The following is a 17,170-nucleotide window of genomic DNA, read 5'->3' as shown; positions in this document are numbered from 1 at the left end:
CGCTTTGCGGTCAGGTCAGCGCATGGAGCCAAGCACACACCGCCCTGCGGCGGGAATTTTCTGGCAGATCATGACAGGGCTGAACTTTGTCGCCGTGACTGCCATCGTCAAGCATGTGGGCAGCGATGTACCAGCCGCTCAGGCAGCATTCTTGCGGTATTTGCTGGGGCTTGTCTTCGTCATCCCGATGATCCGCCCGATCCTGCAAGCGCATCTGACCCGTCGTCAGATGACCCTGTTTGGCGTCCGGGGCGTGCTCCATACGGGTGCAGTCATCCTATGGTTCTACGCGATGACGCAGATCACCATCGCTGAGGTGACAGCGATGAACTACCTCTCGCCGATCTACGTGACCATCGGAGCGGCTGTGCTTCTGGGCGAAAAGATCGCGATCCGCAGGATCATTGCGATTGTTGCCGCGCTTGTCGGCGCGTTGATCATCCTGCGGCCCGGTTTTCGAGAGCTGTCGCCCGGCCATATCGCGATGCTCGGCACAGCGCTGATGTTTGCGGGCGGCTATCTAATCATGAAAGTGATGAGCACAGAGGTGAACGCAGCGGTTGTCGTCGGCATGCTGTCGCTCTTCGTGACGCTGGGGCTGGCGCCATTTGCCTACGCGGTCTGGGTGCCGGTTACCATTGAACAACTGGGCTGGCTGTTTCTTGTCGCCTGCTTTGCCACGGCGGGGCATTACACGATGACGCTGGCCTTCGTGGCGGCCCCGCTTGCCGTCACGCAACCGGTCACATTCCTGCAATTGATCTGGTCAGTGATCTTGGGCGCCGCATTTTTCAACGAGGCAATTGATGCGTGGGTCGTGCTGGGTGGCGCGCTGATCATGGCCGCCGTCAGCTTTATCGCCTGGCGCGAGCATGTGGCGAAAAAGCAGGCTCTGGCAGGGACTTAGAGCTGCTCCAGCACCTCGTCTGAGGCCTCGAAATTCGCCGTCACGCGCTGAATATCGTCGTCATCCTCAAGCGCGTCGATCAGCTTCATCAGCTTTTGCATGCCGTCCAGATCAAGCTCGGTCGTGGTGGTGGGTTTCCAGATCAGCTTGGTCGACTCGGATTCGCCCAACTCAGCTTCCAAAGCACTGGAAACCGCGCCCAGATCGGTGTCAGCGCAATAGATCGTATGGCCCTCGTCCGAGCTTTCGACATCCTCGGCCCCCGCTTCAATCGCGGCCATCATGACAGTGTCGGCATCACCCGCCTCGGCGGTGTAAGTCACTTCGCCCTTGCGCTCGAACATGAATGAGACCGACCCCGTCTCTCCCAGATTACCGCCGTTCTTGGTGAAGGTGGAGCGCACGGTAGAGGCCGTGCGGTTCTTGTTGTCGGTCATCGCTTCCACGATCACGGCAACGCCATTCGGCCCGTAGCCCTCATAGCGGATTTCGTCGTAATTTTCGGCATCACCACCTTGGGATTTCTTGATCGCGCGGTCGATCACGTCCTTCGGCACCGATTGCGACTTGGCTTCCTTTACGGCAAGCCGCAGGCGCGGATTGTTGTCCGGGTCGGGGTCGCCCATCTTCGCGGCCACGGTGATTTCCTTGGCCAGCTTCGAGAAAAGCTTAGAGCGCAGCTTGTCCTGACGTCCCTTACGGTGCTGGATGTTTGCCCATTTTGAATGGCCTGCCATGTGCCTTACGTCCTATCATATCTCGCGTTGCCAGACCTATAAAGGAAAGCGTCAGGCGGGTGCAATCCTGTCTGGCGGCTCGGTTGCGGGTTGCGGCAAGCGCATTGTTGCGACGAGGCCTGCCAGCGCGATAACGGTTGGCAGCCAAGACGGAATGGCCGCCAGCACAGCGAGGGTGATCCAGACCAGCGGCGCGACCGGCCCCGCTATGCGCAAAGTGCGGCCAGCGGCGAGCGCTGCGATCGAGAGCGTGAAGCCAATGCCAGAGGCCAGCGCGAGGGCGATTTGTTCGGGCCCGCCGTTCAAAAGCATACCCGGATAGGCGATAAAGAGCATCGGGATCGCATAGGCGGTGCCGCCCAACCGAAGCGTGTCGCGGGCAACCGTCAGCCATGGAGCCTTGGCGATGGTTGCCGCCACAAAAACGGCAACGCAGACAGGCGGCGTGATCACCGAAAGTGCCGCGTAATAGAGCACGAAGAGATGCACCATCAGCGGGTCCAGGCCTTGTTGGATCAGCACAGGCGCGAAGACGGCCGCGACCAGAACGTATGCGGCTGAGGTCGGCAGACCCATACCTGCGATCAAGCAAACGATGGCCATGATGCCTGCGATCAGCCAGATGTTATCGCCTGCAAAGCTCAGGATCTGCGAGGTCACGGCAACCCCCACGCCGGTCAGGTTGACCATCGACACAAAGACCTGTGCCGCCACCAGCAATATACCGACAATCACCACGCCTTTGCCGCCGTCTTGCAGTGCGCGGATCAAGGTCAGGACCACCTCTTTGACGCTGCCGCCACCTGTCAGTGTGGCGAACGTATAGGCCACAATGATGCCGATCATGCCGAAGCATGCGGTCAATTGGATCGAGTTGCCGTTCCATATGCCGTAGGCGAGCCCGATGATCCCGGCAAGGATTGGGGCCATGCGCCGCCAGTTCAAAGCCGCGCGCCAATCGGGCAAATCTTGCGCATCGACGGCACCCAGATTGCGCTTGCGGGCAATCATGTGGACCGTCGCGAAGACGCCCAGATAAAACAGAAAGGCAGGCATGATGGCGACAGCAGCGATCGTCCAATAGTTTACGCCGACCAGTTCGGCCATCACGAAAGCCGCGGTCCCCATGATCGGGGGCGCAAGTTGCCCGCCGGTAGAGGCAACAGCCTCGACCCCGCCTGCGAAGGGCGCGGGGTATTTCAGGCGCTTCATCAGCGGGATCGTGAAATTGCCCGTGGTCGCAATATTCGCAACCGACGAGCCAGAGATCGACCCGAAGAGACCCGACGCGATGGTCGATATTTTAGCCGCTCCGCCGGGGCTTTTGCCCCCGGCCCGCGCACTGAGATCGAAAAAGGTCTGACCCGCGCCGGTGTGAAGCAGCAAAGCGCCGAACAGGATGAAGGCCGCCAGCGTGGTGGAGGCGATCGACACCAGCATGCCCCACAAGCCGCGGTCAGACAGGAAGATCACCTCGGTAATGTAGCCCGCGCCAAACCCGCGATGGCCGAACGCGCCGGGGATGGCATCGCCAAAGAAAGCATATGCCACCATGCCGCCAACGATGATCGGAAAAATCAGACTGGCAGAGCGGCGGGCAAGCTCTAGGATTATGAGAAGCGTGCCAAATCCCAGCACCATGTCGAGCGTTTCCGCGAAGGGCAGCTCGACCATGATCCGTTCAAAGTTCGAGATGATGTAAGCAACCGATCCAAGCACAAAGAGCGCCATCGCGCCATCAAGCGCGGCCCCAAGCGGGCGCCACCGCCTGCCCTCCCCGAGCGGGAACAGCAGCACGCCCATGATTGTAATCATTCCCACGAAGATCGCGCGTTGGATCAGGGTTTCGAATGCGCCGAAAAAGGATGTGTAAAAGACAAAAAGACCGATCACCAGGCTGAAAAACGCAATCGCACGGGTGCGCAGCGTGTCCGGCAGCGGAGGCTCGGTTCCGGGGGCGGGATCGGTCTGCATCGCGTGAGCTTTCTTTCGTCAAAAAGCCGCCGCGCCCCGTGCAGGGCGCGGCCGTTTTGTCATGTAGCCAACGGTTTAGCGCAGGTTGTCGGGAACGGTCAGGCCGATTTCCTCAAAATAGCGGATCGCGCCGGGGTGCAGCGGCGAGGTCGCGTATTGCAGGGTCAGCTCGGCCAGGTTTGCGCCTTCGACTGCGGGAAACGCCGTTGCTTGCTCGACCTCATCCTCCATGACGGCCTTGACGATGTTATAGGCGACATCTTCAGGCAGATCGGGACGCGCGGACACGCCGATCATGAAGCCCCAGGTCGTGTAGGGACCTGAGTTCTCCATCTCACCACCAGGCATGTCGACGATGGACAGTTCGGGCAATTGCTCCCGGATCATGGTGGTTTGCTCTTCGCTGAGGCCCAGCACCTGAACCGGCGTGAACGTCGCGATATCGGTGGTCAGCGCGTCAAAAGACGTGCCCACTGCGGATTTGATAAAGCCGGTCGCACGATTGTCTTTGATCGCTGCGGCCAGTTCGCCATTGGACCCGCGCACCCAATCAGGCTCGATGCCAAATACGCCCATGACGTCCTGCGATGTGGCTTCGGTCGAAGAACCACGTTGGCCGGGGCCAAACCGCGCGCCGTTAAGATCTTCAAAGCTGGTGATCCCGCTATCCTGACGAACAACGACGTTCTGCGGAGCGAGCGAATAGGCCCAAAGCAACTTGGATTCGATGGGTTCCCCGTCGAATGTCTTGATCCCGTTATTGGCGTGATAAAGCGCCGATGTGGTTATGAGCCCCAGATCAAGCTGGCCGCGCTCCATGCGCTTGAGGTTGTCCACGGTCGCCCCGGTTTCGACGACAGAGGCTTGATAGTCAGGGTTGGCCTCGTTCACGACTTTCGCGAGTGCCGCAAAATACGCGTAATGCGCCGACTGCGCGTTGGTCGCACCAAACGCCAAACGCGTCTCGGCAGAGGCGATGGTCGTTGTCATCGCAATTGCGGCCGCACCGGCCAGCAAGGTTTTCAAGGATGTTGTGAGCATAAGATGTCTCCTCCCAAAGACAGGTTACGTTGGGTCACAAGGATAAGTTAATGCATACCTATGCATGTGCAAGGGTGTTTTCACTCCTTGCGCGCCGGATTGGTCTGGTTAGGGTGTGGACACCCTGAAAGGCAGCACGCATGACCAGTGACCAGATTATCCTGTTTTCCCTTTTTGGCGGTGTCTTCGGAATGCTGCTCTGGGGCAAATTTCGCTATGATATCGTTGCCTTATCGGCATTGTTGATCGGCGTGGTGCTGGGCGTTGTGCCCGAGGACGACGCGTTCTCGGGCTTCGGACATCCGGCAACCTTGGTGGTTGCATTGGTGCTGGTGGTCTCGGCGGGGCTGGTGCGTTCGGGCGCTGTTTTCCTGATAACGCGCACATTGGTGGACAGCAGCCGCGGTCTGGGTGCGCATATTGCGCTGATGGGTGGGATCGGCGGTGTCCTGTCGGCATTCATGAACAATGTCGCGGCCCTGGCGCTGCTGATGCCGGTGGACATTCAGACCGCCCGCAAAGCCGGGCGCGCGCCGTCGCTGTCGCTGATGCCGCTGAGCTTTGCAACGATCCTTGGCGGCATGGTCACGCTGATCGGCACGCCGCCCAATATCATCATCGCGACAATCCGTGAGGACACGCTGGGCGAGCCGTTTCGGATGTTTGACTTCGCGCCCGTAGGCGGGATCACGGCGATTGCCGGCATGGCGTTTGTCGCCCTGATCGGCTGGCGCTTCATTCCGCAGCGGACCGGCACGCATCAGGCCGGCGACCCGATGGAGGACTACGCCGAGTATATCGCCGAGCTGACAATCCCTGAGGACAGCAAGCTGATCGACCAACGCCTGCGCGATCTTTACGAGGTCGCCGAAAAGAATGACGTCGCCATTCTGGGCCTCGTGCGCGGGGGCAAGCGGCGTTACGGCACGGCGGGCAGCACCCGCCTGCAAGCCGGGGATGCGCTTGTGCTAGAAGCCACCCCAGATGCGCTGGATGAATACCGCGCGGCAGAGAGCCTCGATTTTGCGGATGCCAAGCGCGAGGAATTATTGCGCGCCGAGGGCCAAGGGCTTGCGGTGATCGAGGTCGTCGTCACGGAACAATCCCGGCTGACCGGGCGCACGGCGCAGTCTATCGGGTTGGCGTGGCGGCAGCGCACGGTGTTGATGGGGATTTCACGGCAGGGTAAATCCATCCGCCAGCAGATCCGCAAAACGCCTATTCGCACGGGCGATATCCTGCTTTTGCTGGTCCCACAGGACAGCGCCAATGACGTGACCGAATGGCTGGGCTGTCTGCCCTTGGCCGATCGCGGCCTGGCGGTCACCGAAGACAAGAAGGTCTGGTGGGCCATCGGCATGTTCGGCGCGGCGGTGATCGCGGCTTCTCTGGGGCTGGTCTATCTGCCTGTCGCATTAGGTATCGTGGTTGTGGCTTTCGTGCTGTCGAAAATCGTGCCGCTGTCCGAGCTTTACAGCCATATCGAATGGCCCGTGGTGGTCTTGCTGGGCTCGATGATCCCGCTCGGTGCGGCGCTGGAAACCTCTGGTGGGACCGAGTTGATTGCAGGTGCCTTGGTCGACCTGACCCAAGGGTTGCCTGCCTGGATGATCCTGACGGTTCTGATGGTTGTGACGATGACGCTGTCGGATGTGCTGAACAACACGGCGACGACCATCGTCGCCGCACCTGTCGGCATTCAGATGGCGACGTCATTGGGCGTGAACCCGGACCCGTTTCTCATGGCGGTCGCGGTCGCCGCAAGCTGCGCGTTCCTGACCCCGATTGGCCATAAGAACAACACGTTGATCCTGGGCCCCGGAGGCTACGGCTTTGGCGATTACTGGCGCATGGGATTGCCGCTGGAAATCCTTGTGGTCTGCGTTTCGATCCCCGCCATTCTGGTGTTCTGGCCGCTTTGAAAACGCCCGTTTGACGGGTTTTTCACGAGCAGCGAAAACTTCAAACGTGTGCTTGGGCAAGGTGCTAACCTTGCCTTATGACAGACTTTCTTGAACCACCCGACCCGCGCCCGAGAACTCTGACAGACGTTCTGCAGCGCGCTGTGCGGGACCGTCCGGATGGTCCACCCCGCCCCTTTGGCGCCGCCGGACCCACAAACCGGCGGCTCACGCGCGGTCCGTTTGGTGAGTTTGCCTATGATCTTGAGGGGCCAGAACCCAGCCTTGCCCTGCCTGATAGCATGTCAGGTGTGCTGGGCGATCCGGACCCGTTCAACAGGCTTTTCGGCACCGAACTTGGTAACCGCGCCGCCAGCGAGATCGGCAACGAAGGGCTGACACTGGAACGCACGCGCCTTCTCGCGGTCGAGATCTTGGCGGATGCGTTGCAGTATCTGGCCGAGGGCGCGCGCTTTGTTCTGACACCGGGCGATTACGATCTGCCGCCCACGCTCTTTATCATGAGCCCAAGCCTTGAGGATGTCTCGGGCAGTCGGCTGATCACTGGCGATATCGCGATCCCAAACGCTGATTTGCTGGAAGCCGCACACAGGCTGGAAGATATTGTCGATCCGCAAGCTCGCATGGCCCTTGGCATCTACCTTTCCGGTGGCGTGACCGGCATTGCGCAGCTCTTCGCTATTGCGCGCCCTGAAATTACCTATACCCGCTTGCCAGAGATGGAGCGGCTCGCGCTGCCCGACCCGTGCTTGTCGGTTGCTGCCCCCGCTCTGTCGACAGCGGGTTTGTTATGCCGCGATGCCAGTGGCACTTTGGGGGTCACAGCGGCGCTGCATGGCACCGGGCCAACCGGTGCGACCGTCGATCTGGGGGGGCATTCGGCCAAGGTTGCGGCCCATAACCCTGTCCACGATATGGCTTTCGTTCCGCTGCCAGACAGCCTGGCGCCCCCGGCGCGCAAAGCCCGGATCGCTGATGCCTATGGGCCGCCGCCACATGTCCCGGTGGAGTTTGACGGGGCCACAACCGGCTTTGCGACGACACATATCCAGTCGCAAGACCCATCGCTGGCACAAAGACGCCCCAACACCCAACAGCGCGTGCAAACGACCCTCGCGGCCAGCCCGGGTGACAGCGGCTGCGCGCTGCGGCTCGGCGATGAGGTGTTGGCCTTCGCCTTCGAGAACTCCGCCCCCGGAGATATGCCGGAATTTACCGACTGGATCTGGGCCGCCAATGCCCTGCACGCGATGGATTTGACCCCCGAAACCCTCCCCTGAACTACTGATGAGAGGACCCCTGCCATGGGATTTCTGAACCGTCTTTTCACGCGCATCAAAGGCGCGCCTCCGACAGATTATCTGCTGGTGCGCAACCTGCCCGACCCTCTCGGAAAGATCGCCGGGCAGCCGATGCCCCCTGATGAGGTTTATGTCGAGGTCTTCGTGGAATCCCTGCGTCTCAAAGCGGCGCGCAAGTTCACGACACGGTTTCACGGGATGATCTACAGCTTCATCACGCTGGCCCGCGATGGGGAACCCAACGCCGAACTGGCCGCGATCACAAAGCCCGGAAATCTGGCTGATCTCGATCCCAAGAACCTTGATCGGGTCATCACGGTGGAACGCCAATTGCTAGGCGCTGTGCCATGGCGTGGCGGGACGCTCAGCCTGGAGCTGGGACTATTTTCGGTGAAATCCGGCAACCTGCTCAGCCCGGTTCTGGACTATGTCACCCACGTCTCCGATCAGGCGGGGATCAGTTTCGTCGGCAGCGTAAAGCCGTTTCTGCCGCTGATCACGGAAGGGCTTGATTTGATCGCAGGCCAGTCGGCAGATGTCGAGATCGAGGTGGCGCTGGATACCGACATGACGCTCAGCCGCAGCGAACTGATGGCGCTTGTGGCGGTGCCGAAAGACAAGATCACCGTCGCCGATCTGAGCGTTGATCCCACCGACCGCAAGCTTTTGTGGAAGGGCAAACCGCTGCAGGAAGCCTATTGCGTGCTGTCCTTGCGGCGCACAGATCACAAAGCCGATTTCGGCGAAATCCCCGAGCTTTCAGAAGGATATAAGCACTTCCGCGATGCGTTGAAGACGCGCCGCCGCACCCTGTCTGAAGAGGCCAAGGGCGCACTTGTCTCCGCAATCTATCTGTCTCCGGACCTGATTGAGCGCGACAAAACGCGGTTGGTCAAACTGGTCGAGGACGAGTTCAAGCGCATCGTCACGGGCGGCGGCATCTCGACCGGAGCGACCGCCACCGAACCGCTGGGGGCGCTGGCCGATCTGCCGCTTTATCCCGATCAGTAGGGCATCGGATGGGCGCGATGTGCCGTGTTGATCGCGTCCAGAACCTCTTCCGATAACGTGACCTCGACCGAGCCCAGCGCGCGGTCGAGTTGCTCCATCGTGGTGGCCCCGAAGATCGCTGACGTCATGAAGGGCCGCGTGCGACACCAGGCCAGTGACATCTGCACCGGATCAAGCCCAAAGACATCCGCGATATCCAGATAGGCCTGCACGGCAGCAAAAGCCCGATCGGTCTTGCGCCCACCCAGATCCCCGTTCAGATCCATCCGGCTGCCTTTTGGCACAGCGCCGTTCTGATATTTACCCGTCAGCAAACCCGCCGCGAGAGGCGAGAACGCCAAAAGCCCCACATCTTCATTGAGGCTCATCTCGGCCAGGTCGGTGTCATACATCCGGCAGAGCAGCGAATATTCATTCTGGATCGACGCCACGCGCGGCCCATGACCTTCATCGGATTTAAGCAGCCATTGCGTTGTGCCCCACGCGCTTTCATTCGACAGCCCGAAAGCGCGAATTTTGCCCGCATCTACAAGGCCTTGCAGCGCGCCGAGCGCGTCTTGCATATGCGCCATCGTGGTGGCTTTGTCCTGCGCGCTCGGATCAAACATCCAGTTCTGGCGGAACATGTAACCGCCCCGGTTGGGCCAATGAAACTGGTAAAGGTCGATATAATCGGTCTTGAGCCGCTTCAGGCTACCCTCAACCGTTTCTGCAATTGTGGCCGAGGAAATCGGCGCACCGTCACGAACATAGCCCAGACCTGCGCCTGAATGCTTCGTCGCAAGGATCATCCGGTCGCGCGCGCCGCCCTTGGCAAACCACTCCCCAATGATCTGCTCGGAATGGCCAATGGTTTCGGCACGCACCGGGTTCACCGGATACATCTCGGCGGTGTCGACAAAATTGATGCCCGCCTCCAACGCGCGATCAATCTGCGCGTGACCCTCAGCCTCGGTATTCTGGCTGCCCCAGGTCATCGAGCCGAGGCACAGCTCGCTCACCATCAGGCCAGTGCGGCCCAGCGGGTTCATCTTCATGTCGGGAATCCTTCGTATCAGCGTGGCTTCTTATCTAGGCGGTGATGTTGCCAGAGCAAACCCGAAGTCACCGCCCGCGCAAAAGACCACAAACGACGCGAGGCGTCGCAGCAAGGCTTGCACCTTTGCGAAATCGGATCATGGTGCGCGATATGCGCCTTGCGATCTCATTTGCTGCTCTCTTTCTGTCTGTCGCTTTGCTGCAACTTAGCTCAGGCGGAGTTGGTCCGCTGGATGCACTTTCGGGACTGGCGTTCAACTTCTCGACCGCGCAGGTGGGCTTGCTGGGGTCCGCGCATTTCGTGGGCTTCTTCATCGGCTGCTGGTGGGCACCGCGCTTACTGGGAAGTGTCGGTCACAGCCGCGCCTTTGCCGCGTTCACCGCCCTTGGCGCCATCGGGATGCTGGGCCACACGCTTAGCCAGAACCCGACAGTCTGGGCGCTGCTGAGGGTCGCGTCCGGCATGACGATTGCAGGCTGCTACACGATCATCGAAGGGTGGCTGCAAGCCAAGGTCACGAACGAAACACGCGGTCGGGCGATGGGCATCTACCGCATCGTCGATCTGGGCGCATCACTCGGCGCGCAACTCATGATCGGCGTGCTGGCTGGCCTGCCAACCTACATGGCCTATAATATCCTGACGCTGCTCTGCTGCGCCTCTCTGCTGCCACTGACGCTGACGACGGTCAAACAACCCGAAATCCCGCAGAACCCGCGGATGCGCCCCGCCCTCGCATGGAGCCGCTCTCCCCTCGCGGCGGCAGCCGTCGTGATCGCGGGTCTGACCGCATCGAGCTTTCGCATGGTCGGCCCGATCTACGGGCAAGAGATCGGGCTGAGCGCTAGTGATATCGGCTACTTCCTTGCGGCTTTCGTGGCAGGCGGCGCTTTGGCGCAATATCCGGCGGGTTGGCTTGCGGATCGCTACGACCGGCGCTGGGTGCTGATCGCTTTTTCCGCCGTGTCGTTGATCGGCTGTGCATTGATCGTCTACAGCGCCGATCTGGGCCGAGCGTTGGTGATGTCCGCCTCTGCCCTCTTTGGCTTTCTGACCTTCCCGATCTATTCGGTCGCCGCAGCCCACGCCCATGACTTCGCCAAATCCGAAGAACGGGTCGAGCTCTCCGCCGCATTGCTCTTCTACTACGCGGTCGGGGCCATCTCGGCCCCCTATCTGACCTCGGTTCTGATCGCGACCTACGGTCCACCTGCGCTTTTCACCTTCATCGCGGTGGGCCATCTGGGGCTGGTGATCTTCGGGCTGATCCGGATGCGCGTGCGCGGCACCAACCCGGACCGCACGGCCTATGTCTACGCGCCGCGCACTTCGCCGCTGATCGGTCGACTGTTGCGCCGGTCGCGCGAAAGGCGTTAAACCGCGCGGACGGTATGACTGCCAATCAACAGGACGCTGCCCATGGCCCGCCACCTCATCACTTCCGCTATCCCCTATATCAATGGGATCAAGCATTTGGGAAACCTCATCGGCAGCCAGTTGCCCGCCGATCTTTACGCGCGCTACCAGCGCGGGCGCGGCCATGAGGTGATGTTTCTCTGCGCCACGGATGAGCATGGCACTCCCGCTGAACTGGCCGCAGCAAAGGCCGGGAAACCCGTTGCTGAATATTGCGCTGAAATGCACGGTATTCAGGCTGAGATTGCCAAGGGCTTCCGCCTGTCTTTTGATCATTTCGGGCGCTCTTCCAGCCCGCAGAACCACGCGCTGACCCAGCATTTCGCGGGCCGTCTGCATGACGCCGGTCTGATCGAGGAAGTGTCTGAGCGTCAGGTCTATTCCAACGCCGATGGCCGCTTTCTGCCGGACCGTTATATCGAAGGCACCTGCCCCAATTGCGGCTATGAGAAAGCCCGTGGCGATCAATGCGAAAACTGTACCAAACAGCTGGAACCGACCGACCTGATCAACCCGCGCTCTGCCATTTCAGGCTCCACCGATCTGGAGGTGCGCGAGACAAAGCATCTGTATCTCAAGCAAAGCCAGATGAAGGGCAAACTTGACGATTGGATCAACAGCAAGACCGACTGGCCGGTGCTGACCACGTCTATTGCCAAGAAATGGCTGCATGATGGTGATGGCCTGCAAGACCGCGGTATCACCCGCGATCTGGATTGGGGCATCCCTGTCAAAAATGGCGATGCCGATTGGCCCGGCATGGAAGGCAAGGTCTTCTACGTCTGGTTCGACGCGCCCATCGAATACATCGCCTGCGCAGGCGAATGGGCCGAGGCGAATGGCGGCGATTGGGAACGCTGGTGGCGCACCGATAAGGGCGCGGAGGATGTCCGCTACACCCAGTTCATGGGCAAGGATAACGTGCCCTTCCACACGCTCAGCTTCCCCGCCACGATCATGGGGTCCGGCGAGCCGTGGAAGCTGGTCGATTACATCAAATCGTTCAACTACCTGAACTATGACGGCGGGCAGTTCTCCACCTCGCAGGGGCGTGGTGTGTTCATGGACCAAGCGCTTGAAATCCTGCCAGCCGATTACTGGCGCTGGTGGCTGCTTTCCCACGCGCCCGAAAGCTCCGACAGCGAATTCACGTGGGAGAACTTCCAGGCCTCGGTCAACAAGGATCTGGCCGACGTGCTGGGCAACTTCGTCTCCCGCGTCACGAAATTCTGCCGCTCGAAATTCGGCGAAGAGGTTCCCGCGGGCGGCGCATATACCGACGCCGAGACCGCCCTGATCGCCGACCTGACCACCCGCATCCGCGCCTATGAGGGCCATATGGATGCGATGGAGGTTCGCAAATCCGCGAACGAGTTGCGCGCCATCTGGGTCGCCGGGAACGAATACCTGCAAGCCGCCGCCCCTTGGTCGACATTCAAGGAAGACCCGGACCAAGCCGCGACGCAAATCCGCCTCGCGCTGAATCTGATCCGGCTCTACGCGGTCCTCTCCAAGCCGTTTATCCCCGACGCTTCTGCCACGCTGATGACCGCAATGCAGACACAGGACGAGGCTTGGCCCGACGATGTCGCCGCCGCTTTGGAACTGCTCCAACCTGGCCACGCCTTCACCGTGCCGGATGTCACCTTCCGCAAAATCACCGATGATGAACGCGCGGATTGGCAAGAGCGGTTCTCGGGCACCCGCGACTGACCGCCCCCTGACTTTTGCCGGGCGCGGGTTATCTCGCTCGGTATGAGACTTGAACTGAATGACGACAAACGCGCGCTCCGCATTGCGCTGATCTATGGGTTGGTCTGCCACGGCATTTTCGCCTTGGCAGGCCTTGCGATGCTGGTCGGGCTGTTCTTCGGGATGAGCCTTGGTTTTGGCAACGTGGCATGGCCATGGGCGTTTCTCACAAACGCCCTGCTGCTGTTGCAGTTCCCGTTAGGCCACTCGTTCCTGCTGTCTGACCGCGGGCGGCCTTTGCTGGAAAAGCTGGCCCCAAAGCCACACGGCAAGACCCTTTCCACAACGGTCTACGCAACCATCGCCTCGATCCAGTTGCTGCTTCTTTTCACCCTCTGGACGCCGTCGGGCATCATCCTGTGGCGCGCTGAAGGGGTCACATTTGGGCTGATCACACTGGCCTATCTGACAAGCTGGGCGCTGCTGACCAAGGCGTCCTTCGACGCAGGCCCCGAGGTGCAAAGCGGCGCGCTGGGATGGATGTCGCTGGCGCGCGGCAAGAAGGTCGTCTTTCCCGACATGCCTGAAACGGGCCTCTTCAAATACGTGCGCCAGCCGATCTATGTGTCCTTCGCGTTGGTGCTGTGGACGGTGCCGGTCTGGACGCCGGACCAACTGGTTCTTGCCAGCGCCTACACCGCCTATTGCCTCCTTGCCCCGCGCCTCAAAGAGCGGCGGTTTACCAAGATCTACAAGGATCGCTTTCGCGCCTATCAAGCGCGCGTTCCCTATTGGATCCCGCGCCTGCCGCCGAAAGCACCTGCAAGTCAAAGCCGGTCCGAGCATTGAACGCCGCCTGATCATGCCCACATGAAAAAGACGTCAAGAGGAAGCCAAAATGCCCAAATCAGATTTCGATGATCTTGTCCGCAAAGACGAACGCGCCGATCTCGATGCGCCGCGCTGGTCGCTGTTTATGCTGGGATTCTTCTGCTGCCTGATCGGAGCCTCGTCCATCGCAACGCCCTGGATCGTGCCATTTCCAGCGTCGCTGATCCTTGGGGTCGTACTCTTGGCTCTTGGCATCACATTGGTCGTGAAATTCTACAAGGCGAAGCGCGGCTTATAACGCCTGCGCTCAAAGATGGTACCCGCGGCCGGACTCGAACCGGCACGGCCTTTCGGCCTAGAGATTTTAAGTCTCCTATGTCTACCATTCCATCACGCGGGCCGCCGCCAAATCGGGCTAGGCCGCGCGACAATACAAGTCAGCCAAGCGGTGTAAAGCTAAAGCTCTTCGCCCGGCGGCTCGACCAGAAGGGCGCGTTCTGACAGCCAGGGATGCAGATCAACCGCCTCGCGCAACGCCTTTTGCGCAGCCGCCGCCCGCCCCATCCCAATCAGCGTCAGACCCTTGCCAGACAGCGCACCGATATGCTCTGGCAGGATCGCAAGAGCACGGTCAAGATCGGCCAGTGCTGGGGCAAAATCTTGTTTGAGATAATAGGCAAAGGCGCGTTGATTATAGCCCTCGGCATAGTCAGGGCAGTAAGAGACGAGTTCGTCCAATTGCGTGATCGCCCGATCCAGATCCCCCAGACGCATCCGTTCGACCGCGCCGTCCAGAAGATCTTGGGCCTTGTCATCAGGCGCCATCAGCCAGATTTCCCATAACTGCGCATTCAGCACCTGCGCCGCTCCGGGATCGGGGGCCACTTTCAACTGCGACAGCAGCGCCGCGCGCTCTGTACTGGTATCGGCAACGGGGGGGCACTCGGCCCAAGCGGGACCAGCCAAAAGGAGGGGGATCAAAAAATATCTCATCCTGCACACCTGCCGCGCGACGCGTAAAAATCAAGTCGCGCTTGACCCCGCCCCACTTTGCGCCAACCTTGCGGACATGCTTCCAATCCGCGATCACAACCCGTCCGAGCGCACGCCTTTCGTGACCTATGCCCTGATCGCCGCAAATATCGCGGTTTTCATCAGCTATTGGCCACTTTTCGAGAACCCGCGCGCGTTGAACGCTTTCTACGACACTTGGGCGCTGATGCCCGCAAGGGTCAGCGCGGGCACCGAGTTTGGCGGGCTTTTTACGTCGATGTTCCTGCACGGCGGCATCATGCACCTTGCAGGCAACATGCTGTTTTTGTGGATTTTCGGGGACAATCTGGAAGAAGAGTTCGGCCATTGGGGCTTTTTGATCTTCTACCTGCTCAGCGGACTGGGCGCGGGGCTGGTGCATGTGCTGGCCGAGCCTGGCTCCACCATTCCGACCGTTGGCGCATCTGGCGCGATTGCGGGCGTGATGGGCGGATACCTGTTGCTTTTCCCGAAGGCCCGCGTCGATATCCTGCTGATCCTCGTCGTTTACTTCCGCATCTTTCCCGTGCCCGCATGGCTGATGCTGGGCGTCTGGTTCGGCCTGCAATTGTTCAACGGAGTGGCTGCCAATCAAGCGGGCGGCGGGGTTGCCTACTGGGCCCATGCGGGCGGTTTTATTATTGGTTTTGCTCTGGTCATTCCGATTTGGCTGCGGCGCGGCGGACCAGCCTATTGGAACCGCACCGACGGGCATCCGCCCCATCCCGAGGCGAAGTACAAATTCGCCCGCAGTTCCATTCCAAACGTGCCGAGAAACCGCTGATGCGCGGCACCTGTCATTGCGGCGCTGTTGTGCTGGAGGTGACGCTCAGCGATGGGTTGAACACCGCAAGGCGCTGCGATTGCAGCTTTTGCCGCCGCCGCGGGGCGATTGCGGTGTCGGCGCCGCTTAGCGGAATCAAAGTGCTGAAAGGCGCTGAAAACCTGACGCTCTATACGTGGGGCACCCACACGGCGAAGCATTATTTCTGCAAGACCTGCGGAATTTACACACATCACCAACGGCGCTCGAACCCCGATGAGTACGGGGTCAACGTCGCCATTCTCGACGGGATCAACCCGCGCGACCTGGGCGAGGTGGGCTGGGCCGACGGGATCAATCACCCCGCTGACCGATAGACGTTACTTGATCGTGTAGCTGGCCACAGCTGCCGTCGACATCTCGGTCGAGACCTTCTTGGTCAATTCCATCGAGCTGTCCCCCACAAGGTTAAGGACAGCGATGCTCAAAGCGACGACACCAGCGGTGACCATGACCCAGTCGACAGTCACGGCGCCATCTTCATCGGTCCAGAAGCGATTAAGGCGGGGTTTGAGAGCAGATCTAAACATATCTTCGTGATCTGCCCCAACCGTGTCAGAAACAGGGCAAGGGTCCGACAAGGTCGCGGCAACAGTCGCTTAAGGCGAAACAGTGCGTTGCGCAGAAACCTGCAATTGCGACATCAGCTATTGCGGATCACTTTGGCAAAGGTCTCAAAGATCGGCTCGTTCGCGGCGATAATCTCGCCATCTTCAACGATATTCTTGCCAGGGGTCAGCGGCTCTACCAGGCCACCGGCTTCGCGGACGATCAGGCTACCGGCCGCCAGATCCCAGCTTTGCAGGCGACGCTCCCAGAAACCATCGTAGCGGCCTGCGGCGACATAGGCCAAATCGAGCGAGGCCGCCCCGAAACGCCGCACACCAGCGGTCGCGGGCAGAAGACGCGCCAGTTCCTGCAGGGTTTCGGGCAGATCGGCGCGGCCAGCAAACGGCAGACCGGTGGCAAAAATGCTTTCGATCAGTTTATGGCGGCCCGACACCCGCAACCGGCTTTCGTTCATCCACGCGCCTTGGCCCTTTTCAGCCCAGAACAGCTCATCCTTGGACGGATCATAGACCACGCCCGAGATGATTTCGCCCTTATGCTCCAGCGCGATGGACACGGCCCAATGGGGCAGACCGTGCAGATAATTCGTCGTGCCATCCAGCGGATCAACAATCCAGCGACGGGTGGGGTCTTTGCCTTCGATCTCGCCACCTTCTTCGGCCATCCAGCCATAGGTGGGGCGTGCTTCCATCAGATCGGTCTTGATGATCTCTTCGGCGGCCAGATCAGCACGGCTGACAAAGTCGCCAGCCCCTTTCATCGAGACCTGCAGATTCTCGACCTCGCGGAAGTCCTTGGCCAGCGACCGCCCCGCTTTGCGCGCGGCTTTCATCATCACGTTCAGATTGGCACTGCCCTGCATTGGCTCGGCTCC

Annotated in this window: 17 protein-coding genes and 1 tRNA gene; 10 read left to right on the top strand and 8 right to left on the bottom strand. The window is 60.5% G+C overall.

Annotated elements, in window-relative coordinates:
• Positions 1 to 22: 22 nt before the first annotated feature.
• Entirely contained in the window at positions 23 to 907 is an 885-nt protein-coding gene (locus KUW67_RS17045) for a DMT family transporter (RefSeq protein WP_224826536.1), read from the top strand.
• Here KUW67_RS17045 and KUW67_RS17040 read toward each other — a convergent pair.
• The 3 genes from KUW67_RS17040 to KUW67_RS17030 all read right to left on the bottom strand — a co-directional run bounded on the left by KUW67_RS17040 (position 904) and on the right by KUW67_RS17030 (position 4,659).
• Positions 904 to 1,644: a YebC/PmpR family DNA-binding transcriptional regulator gene (locus KUW67_RS17040; protein ID WP_224826535.1), complete on the bottom strand. Its 741-nt coding sequence runs from the start codon at positions 1,642 to 1,644 to the stop codon at positions 904 to 906. The genes KUW67_RS17045 and KUW67_RS17040 overlap by 4 nt on opposite strands.
• 51 nt (positions 1,645 to 1,695) lie before the next feature.
• Positions 1,696 to 3,618: a TRAP transporter fused permease subunit gene (locus KUW67_RS17035; protein ID WP_224826534.1), complete on the bottom strand. Its 1,923-nt coding sequence runs from the start codon at positions 3,616 to 3,618 to the stop codon at positions 1,696 to 1,698.
• 75 nt (positions 3,619 to 3,693) lie between these two features.
• A complete protein-coding gene (locus KUW67_RS17030; protein WP_224826533.1) occupies positions 3,694 to 4,659 on the bottom strand; it encodes a TAXI family TRAP transporter solute-binding subunit in 966 nt (321 codons plus the stop codon).
• Positions 4,660 to 4,799: 140 nt separating this feature from the next.
• Here KUW67_RS17030 and KUW67_RS17025 point away from each other — a divergent pair, with 140 nt between their 5' ends.
• The 3 genes from KUW67_RS17025 (at position 4,800) to KUW67_RS17015 (ending at position 8,893) form a co-directional block, all read left to right on the top strand.
• Positions 4,800 to 6,581: an SLC13 family permease gene (locus KUW67_RS17025; RefSeq protein ID WP_224826532.1), complete on the top strand. Its 1,782-nt coding sequence runs from the start codon at positions 4,800 to 4,802 to the stop codon at positions 6,579 to 6,581.
• A 77-nt stretch (positions 6,582 to 6,658) separates the two neighbouring features.
• Positions 6,659 to 7,861: a hypothetical protein gene (locus KUW67_RS17020; protein ID WP_224826531.1), complete on the top strand. Its 1,203-nt coding sequence runs from the start codon at positions 6,659 to 6,661 to the stop codon at positions 7,859 to 7,861.
• A gap of 24 nt (positions 7,862 to 7,885) precedes the next feature.
• On the top strand, positions 7,886 to 8,893 hold the full coding sequence (locus KUW67_RS17015) for a hypothetical protein (protein ID WP_224826530.1): 1,008 nt from the start codon (positions 7,886 to 7,888) through the stop codon (positions 8,891 to 8,893).
• Here the strand turns inward: KUW67_RS17015 and KUW67_RS17010 are convergent.
• Positions 8,887 to 9,930: an aldo/keto reductase gene (locus KUW67_RS17010; RefSeq protein ID WP_224826529.1), complete on the bottom strand. Its 1,044-nt coding sequence runs from the start codon at positions 9,928 to 9,930 to the stop codon at positions 8,887 to 8,889. The two genes, KUW67_RS17015 and KUW67_RS17010, sit on opposite strands and share 7 nt — an antisense overlap.
• A 152-nt stretch (positions 9,931 to 10,082) precedes the next feature.
• Here KUW67_RS17010 and KUW67_RS17005 point away from each other — a divergent pair, with 152 nt between their 5' ends.
• From KUW67_RS17005 to KUW67_RS16990, 4 genes are read left to right on the top strand one after another with little or no spacing between them, the layout of a single operon-like run.
• The gene (locus KUW67_RS17005; RefSeq protein ID WP_224826528.1) at positions 10,083 to 11,309 is read left to right on the top strand and encodes an MFS transporter; all 1,227 of its coding nucleotides are present in this window, start codon (positions 10,083 to 10,085) and stop codon (positions 11,307 to 11,309) included.
• Positions 11,310 to 11,351: 42 nt separating this feature from the next.
• Complete coding sequence (gene metG, locus KUW67_RS17000; protein WP_224826527.1) at positions 11,352 to 13,061, top strand: methionine--tRNA ligase; 1,710 nt, start codon at positions 11,352 to 11,354, stop codon at positions 13,059 to 13,061.
• Positions 13,062 to 13,103: 42 nt separating this feature from the next.
• The gene (locus KUW67_RS16995; protein WP_224826526.1) at positions 13,104 to 13,889 is read left to right on the top strand and encodes an isoprenylcysteine carboxylmethyltransferase family protein; all 786 of its coding nucleotides are present in this window, start codon (positions 13,104 to 13,106) and stop codon (positions 13,887 to 13,889) included.
• 49 nt (positions 13,890 to 13,938) lie between these two features.
• Positions 13,939 to 14,169, top strand: a complete 231-nt coding sequence (locus tag KUW67_RS16990) for a hypothetical protein (RefSeq protein WP_224826525.1) — start codon at positions 13,939 to 13,941, stop codon at positions 14,167 to 14,169.
• A gap of 16 nt (positions 14,170 to 14,185) precedes the next feature.
• On the opposite strand, the gene KUW67_RS16985 is transcribed toward KUW67_RS16990, so the two are convergent.
• Both KUW67_RS16985 and KUW67_RS16980 read right to left on the bottom strand, forming a co-directional pair.
• Positions 14,186 to 14,271, bottom strand: a tRNA-Leu gene (locus KUW67_RS16985).
• A 56-nt stretch (positions 14,272 to 14,327) separates the two neighbouring features.
• Positions 14,328 to 14,864, bottom strand: coding sequence for a tetratricopeptide repeat protein (locus KUW67_RS16980; RefSeq protein ID WP_224826524.1), 537 nt, complete (start codon positions 14,862 to 14,864; stop codon positions 14,328 to 14,330).
• A 76-nt stretch (positions 14,865 to 14,940) separates the two neighbouring features.
• Here KUW67_RS16980 and KUW67_RS16975 point away from each other — a divergent pair, with 76 nt between their 5' ends.
• Positions 14,941 to 15,687 carry a rhomboid family intramembrane serine protease gene (locus tag KUW67_RS16975; protein WP_224826523.1) on the top strand — a complete coding sequence of 249 codons (747 nt, stop codon included), beginning with the start codon at positions 14,941 to 14,943 and terminating at the stop codon, positions 15,685 to 15,687.
• Complete coding sequence (locus KUW67_RS16970; protein WP_224826522.1) at positions 15,687 to 16,043, top strand: GFA family protein; 357 nt, start codon at positions 15,687 to 15,689, stop codon at positions 16,041 to 16,043. The genes KUW67_RS16975 and KUW67_RS16970 overlap by 1 nt, the downstream gene beginning before the upstream one ends.
• A 3-nt stretch (positions 16,044 to 16,046) precedes the next feature.
• Here the strand turns inward: KUW67_RS16970 and KUW67_RS16965 are convergent, their stop codons facing one another.
• On the bottom strand, positions 16,047 to 16,256 hold the full coding sequence (locus KUW67_RS16965) for a Flp family type IVb pilin (protein ID WP_224826521.1): 210 nt from the start codon (positions 16,254 to 16,256) through the stop codon (positions 16,047 to 16,049).
• A gap of 113 nt (positions 16,257 to 16,369) precedes the next feature.
• Positions 16,370 to 17,158: an inositol monophosphatase family protein gene (locus tag KUW67_RS16960; protein ID WP_224826520.1), complete on the bottom strand. Its 789-nt coding sequence runs from the start codon at positions 17,156 to 17,158 to the stop codon at positions 16,370 to 16,372.
• Positions 17,159 to 17,170: the final 12 nt, after the last annotated feature.

The sequence above is a fragment of the Cognatishimia sp. MH4019 genome, assembly GCF_020177595.1.
Classification (GTDB): Bacteria; Pseudomonadota; Alphaproteobacteria; order Rhodobacterales; family Rhodobacteraceae; genus JAHTBL01.
The sequence above is the reverse complement of the archived record's forward strand: the minus strand, read 5'-3'. Positions and strand labels throughout refer to the sequence as shown.

Coding starts and splice junctions, on each gene's coding strand:
- KUW67_RS17045 (WP_224826536.1), top strand. CDS start 23: ATGGAGCCAAGCACACACCGCCCTGCGGCGGGAATTTTCTGGCAGATC.
- KUW67_RS17040 (WP_224826535.1), bottom strand. CDS start 1,644: ATGGCAGGCCATTCAAAATGGGCAAACATCCAGCACCGTAAGGGACGT.
- KUW67_RS17035 (WP_224826534.1), bottom strand. CDS start 3,618: ATGCAGACCGATCCCGCCCCCGGAACCGAGCCTCCGCTGCCGGACACG.
- KUW67_RS17030 (WP_224826533.1), bottom strand. CDS start 4,659: ATGCTCACAACATCCTTGAAAACCTTGCTGGCCGGTGCGGCCGCAATT.
- KUW67_RS17025 (WP_224826532.1), top strand. CDS start 4,800: ATGACCAGTGACCAGATTATCCTGTTTTCCCTTTTTGGCGGTGTCTTC.
- KUW67_RS17020 (WP_224826531.1), top strand. CDS start 6,659: ATGACAGACTTTCTTGAACCACCCGACCCGCGCCCGAGAACTCTGACA.
- KUW67_RS17015 (WP_224826530.1), top strand. CDS start 7,886: ATGGGATTTCTGAACCGTCTTTTCACGCGCATCAAAGGCGCGCCTCCG.
- KUW67_RS17010 (WP_224826529.1), bottom strand. CDS start 9,930: ATGAAGATGAACCCGCTGGGCCGCACTGGCCTGATGGTGAGCGAGCTG.
- KUW67_RS17005 (WP_224826528.1), top strand. CDS start 10,083: ATGCGCCTTGCGATCTCATTTGCTGCTCTCTTTCTGTCTGTCGCTTTG.
- metG (WP_224826527.1), top strand. CDS start 11,352: ATGGCCCGCCACCTCATCACTTCCGCTATCCCCTATATCAATGGGATC.
- KUW67_RS16995 (WP_224826526.1), top strand. CDS start 13,104: ATGAGACTTGAACTGAATGACGACAAACGCGCGCTCCGCATTGCGCTG.
- KUW67_RS16990 (WP_224826525.1), top strand. CDS start 13,939: ATGCCCAAATCAGATTTCGATGATCTTGTCCGCAAAGACGAACGCGCC.
- KUW67_RS16980 (WP_224826524.1), bottom strand. CDS start 14,864: ATGAGATATTTTTTGATCCCCCTCCTTTTGGCTGGTCCCGCTTGGGCC.
- KUW67_RS16975 (WP_224826523.1), top strand. CDS start 14,941: ATGCTTCCAATCCGCGATCACAACCCGTCCGAGCGCACGCCTTTCGTG.
- KUW67_RS16970 (WP_224826522.1), top strand. CDS start 15,687: ATGCGCGGCACCTGTCATTGCGGCGCTGTTGTGCTGGAGGTGACGCTC.
- KUW67_RS16965 (WP_224826521.1), bottom strand. CDS start 16,256: ATGTTTAGATCTGCTCTCAAACCCCGCCTTAATCGCTTCTGGACCGAT.
- KUW67_RS16960 (WP_224826520.1), bottom strand. CDS start 17,158: ATGCAGGGCAGTGCCAATCTGAACGTGATGATGAAAGCCGCGCGCAAA.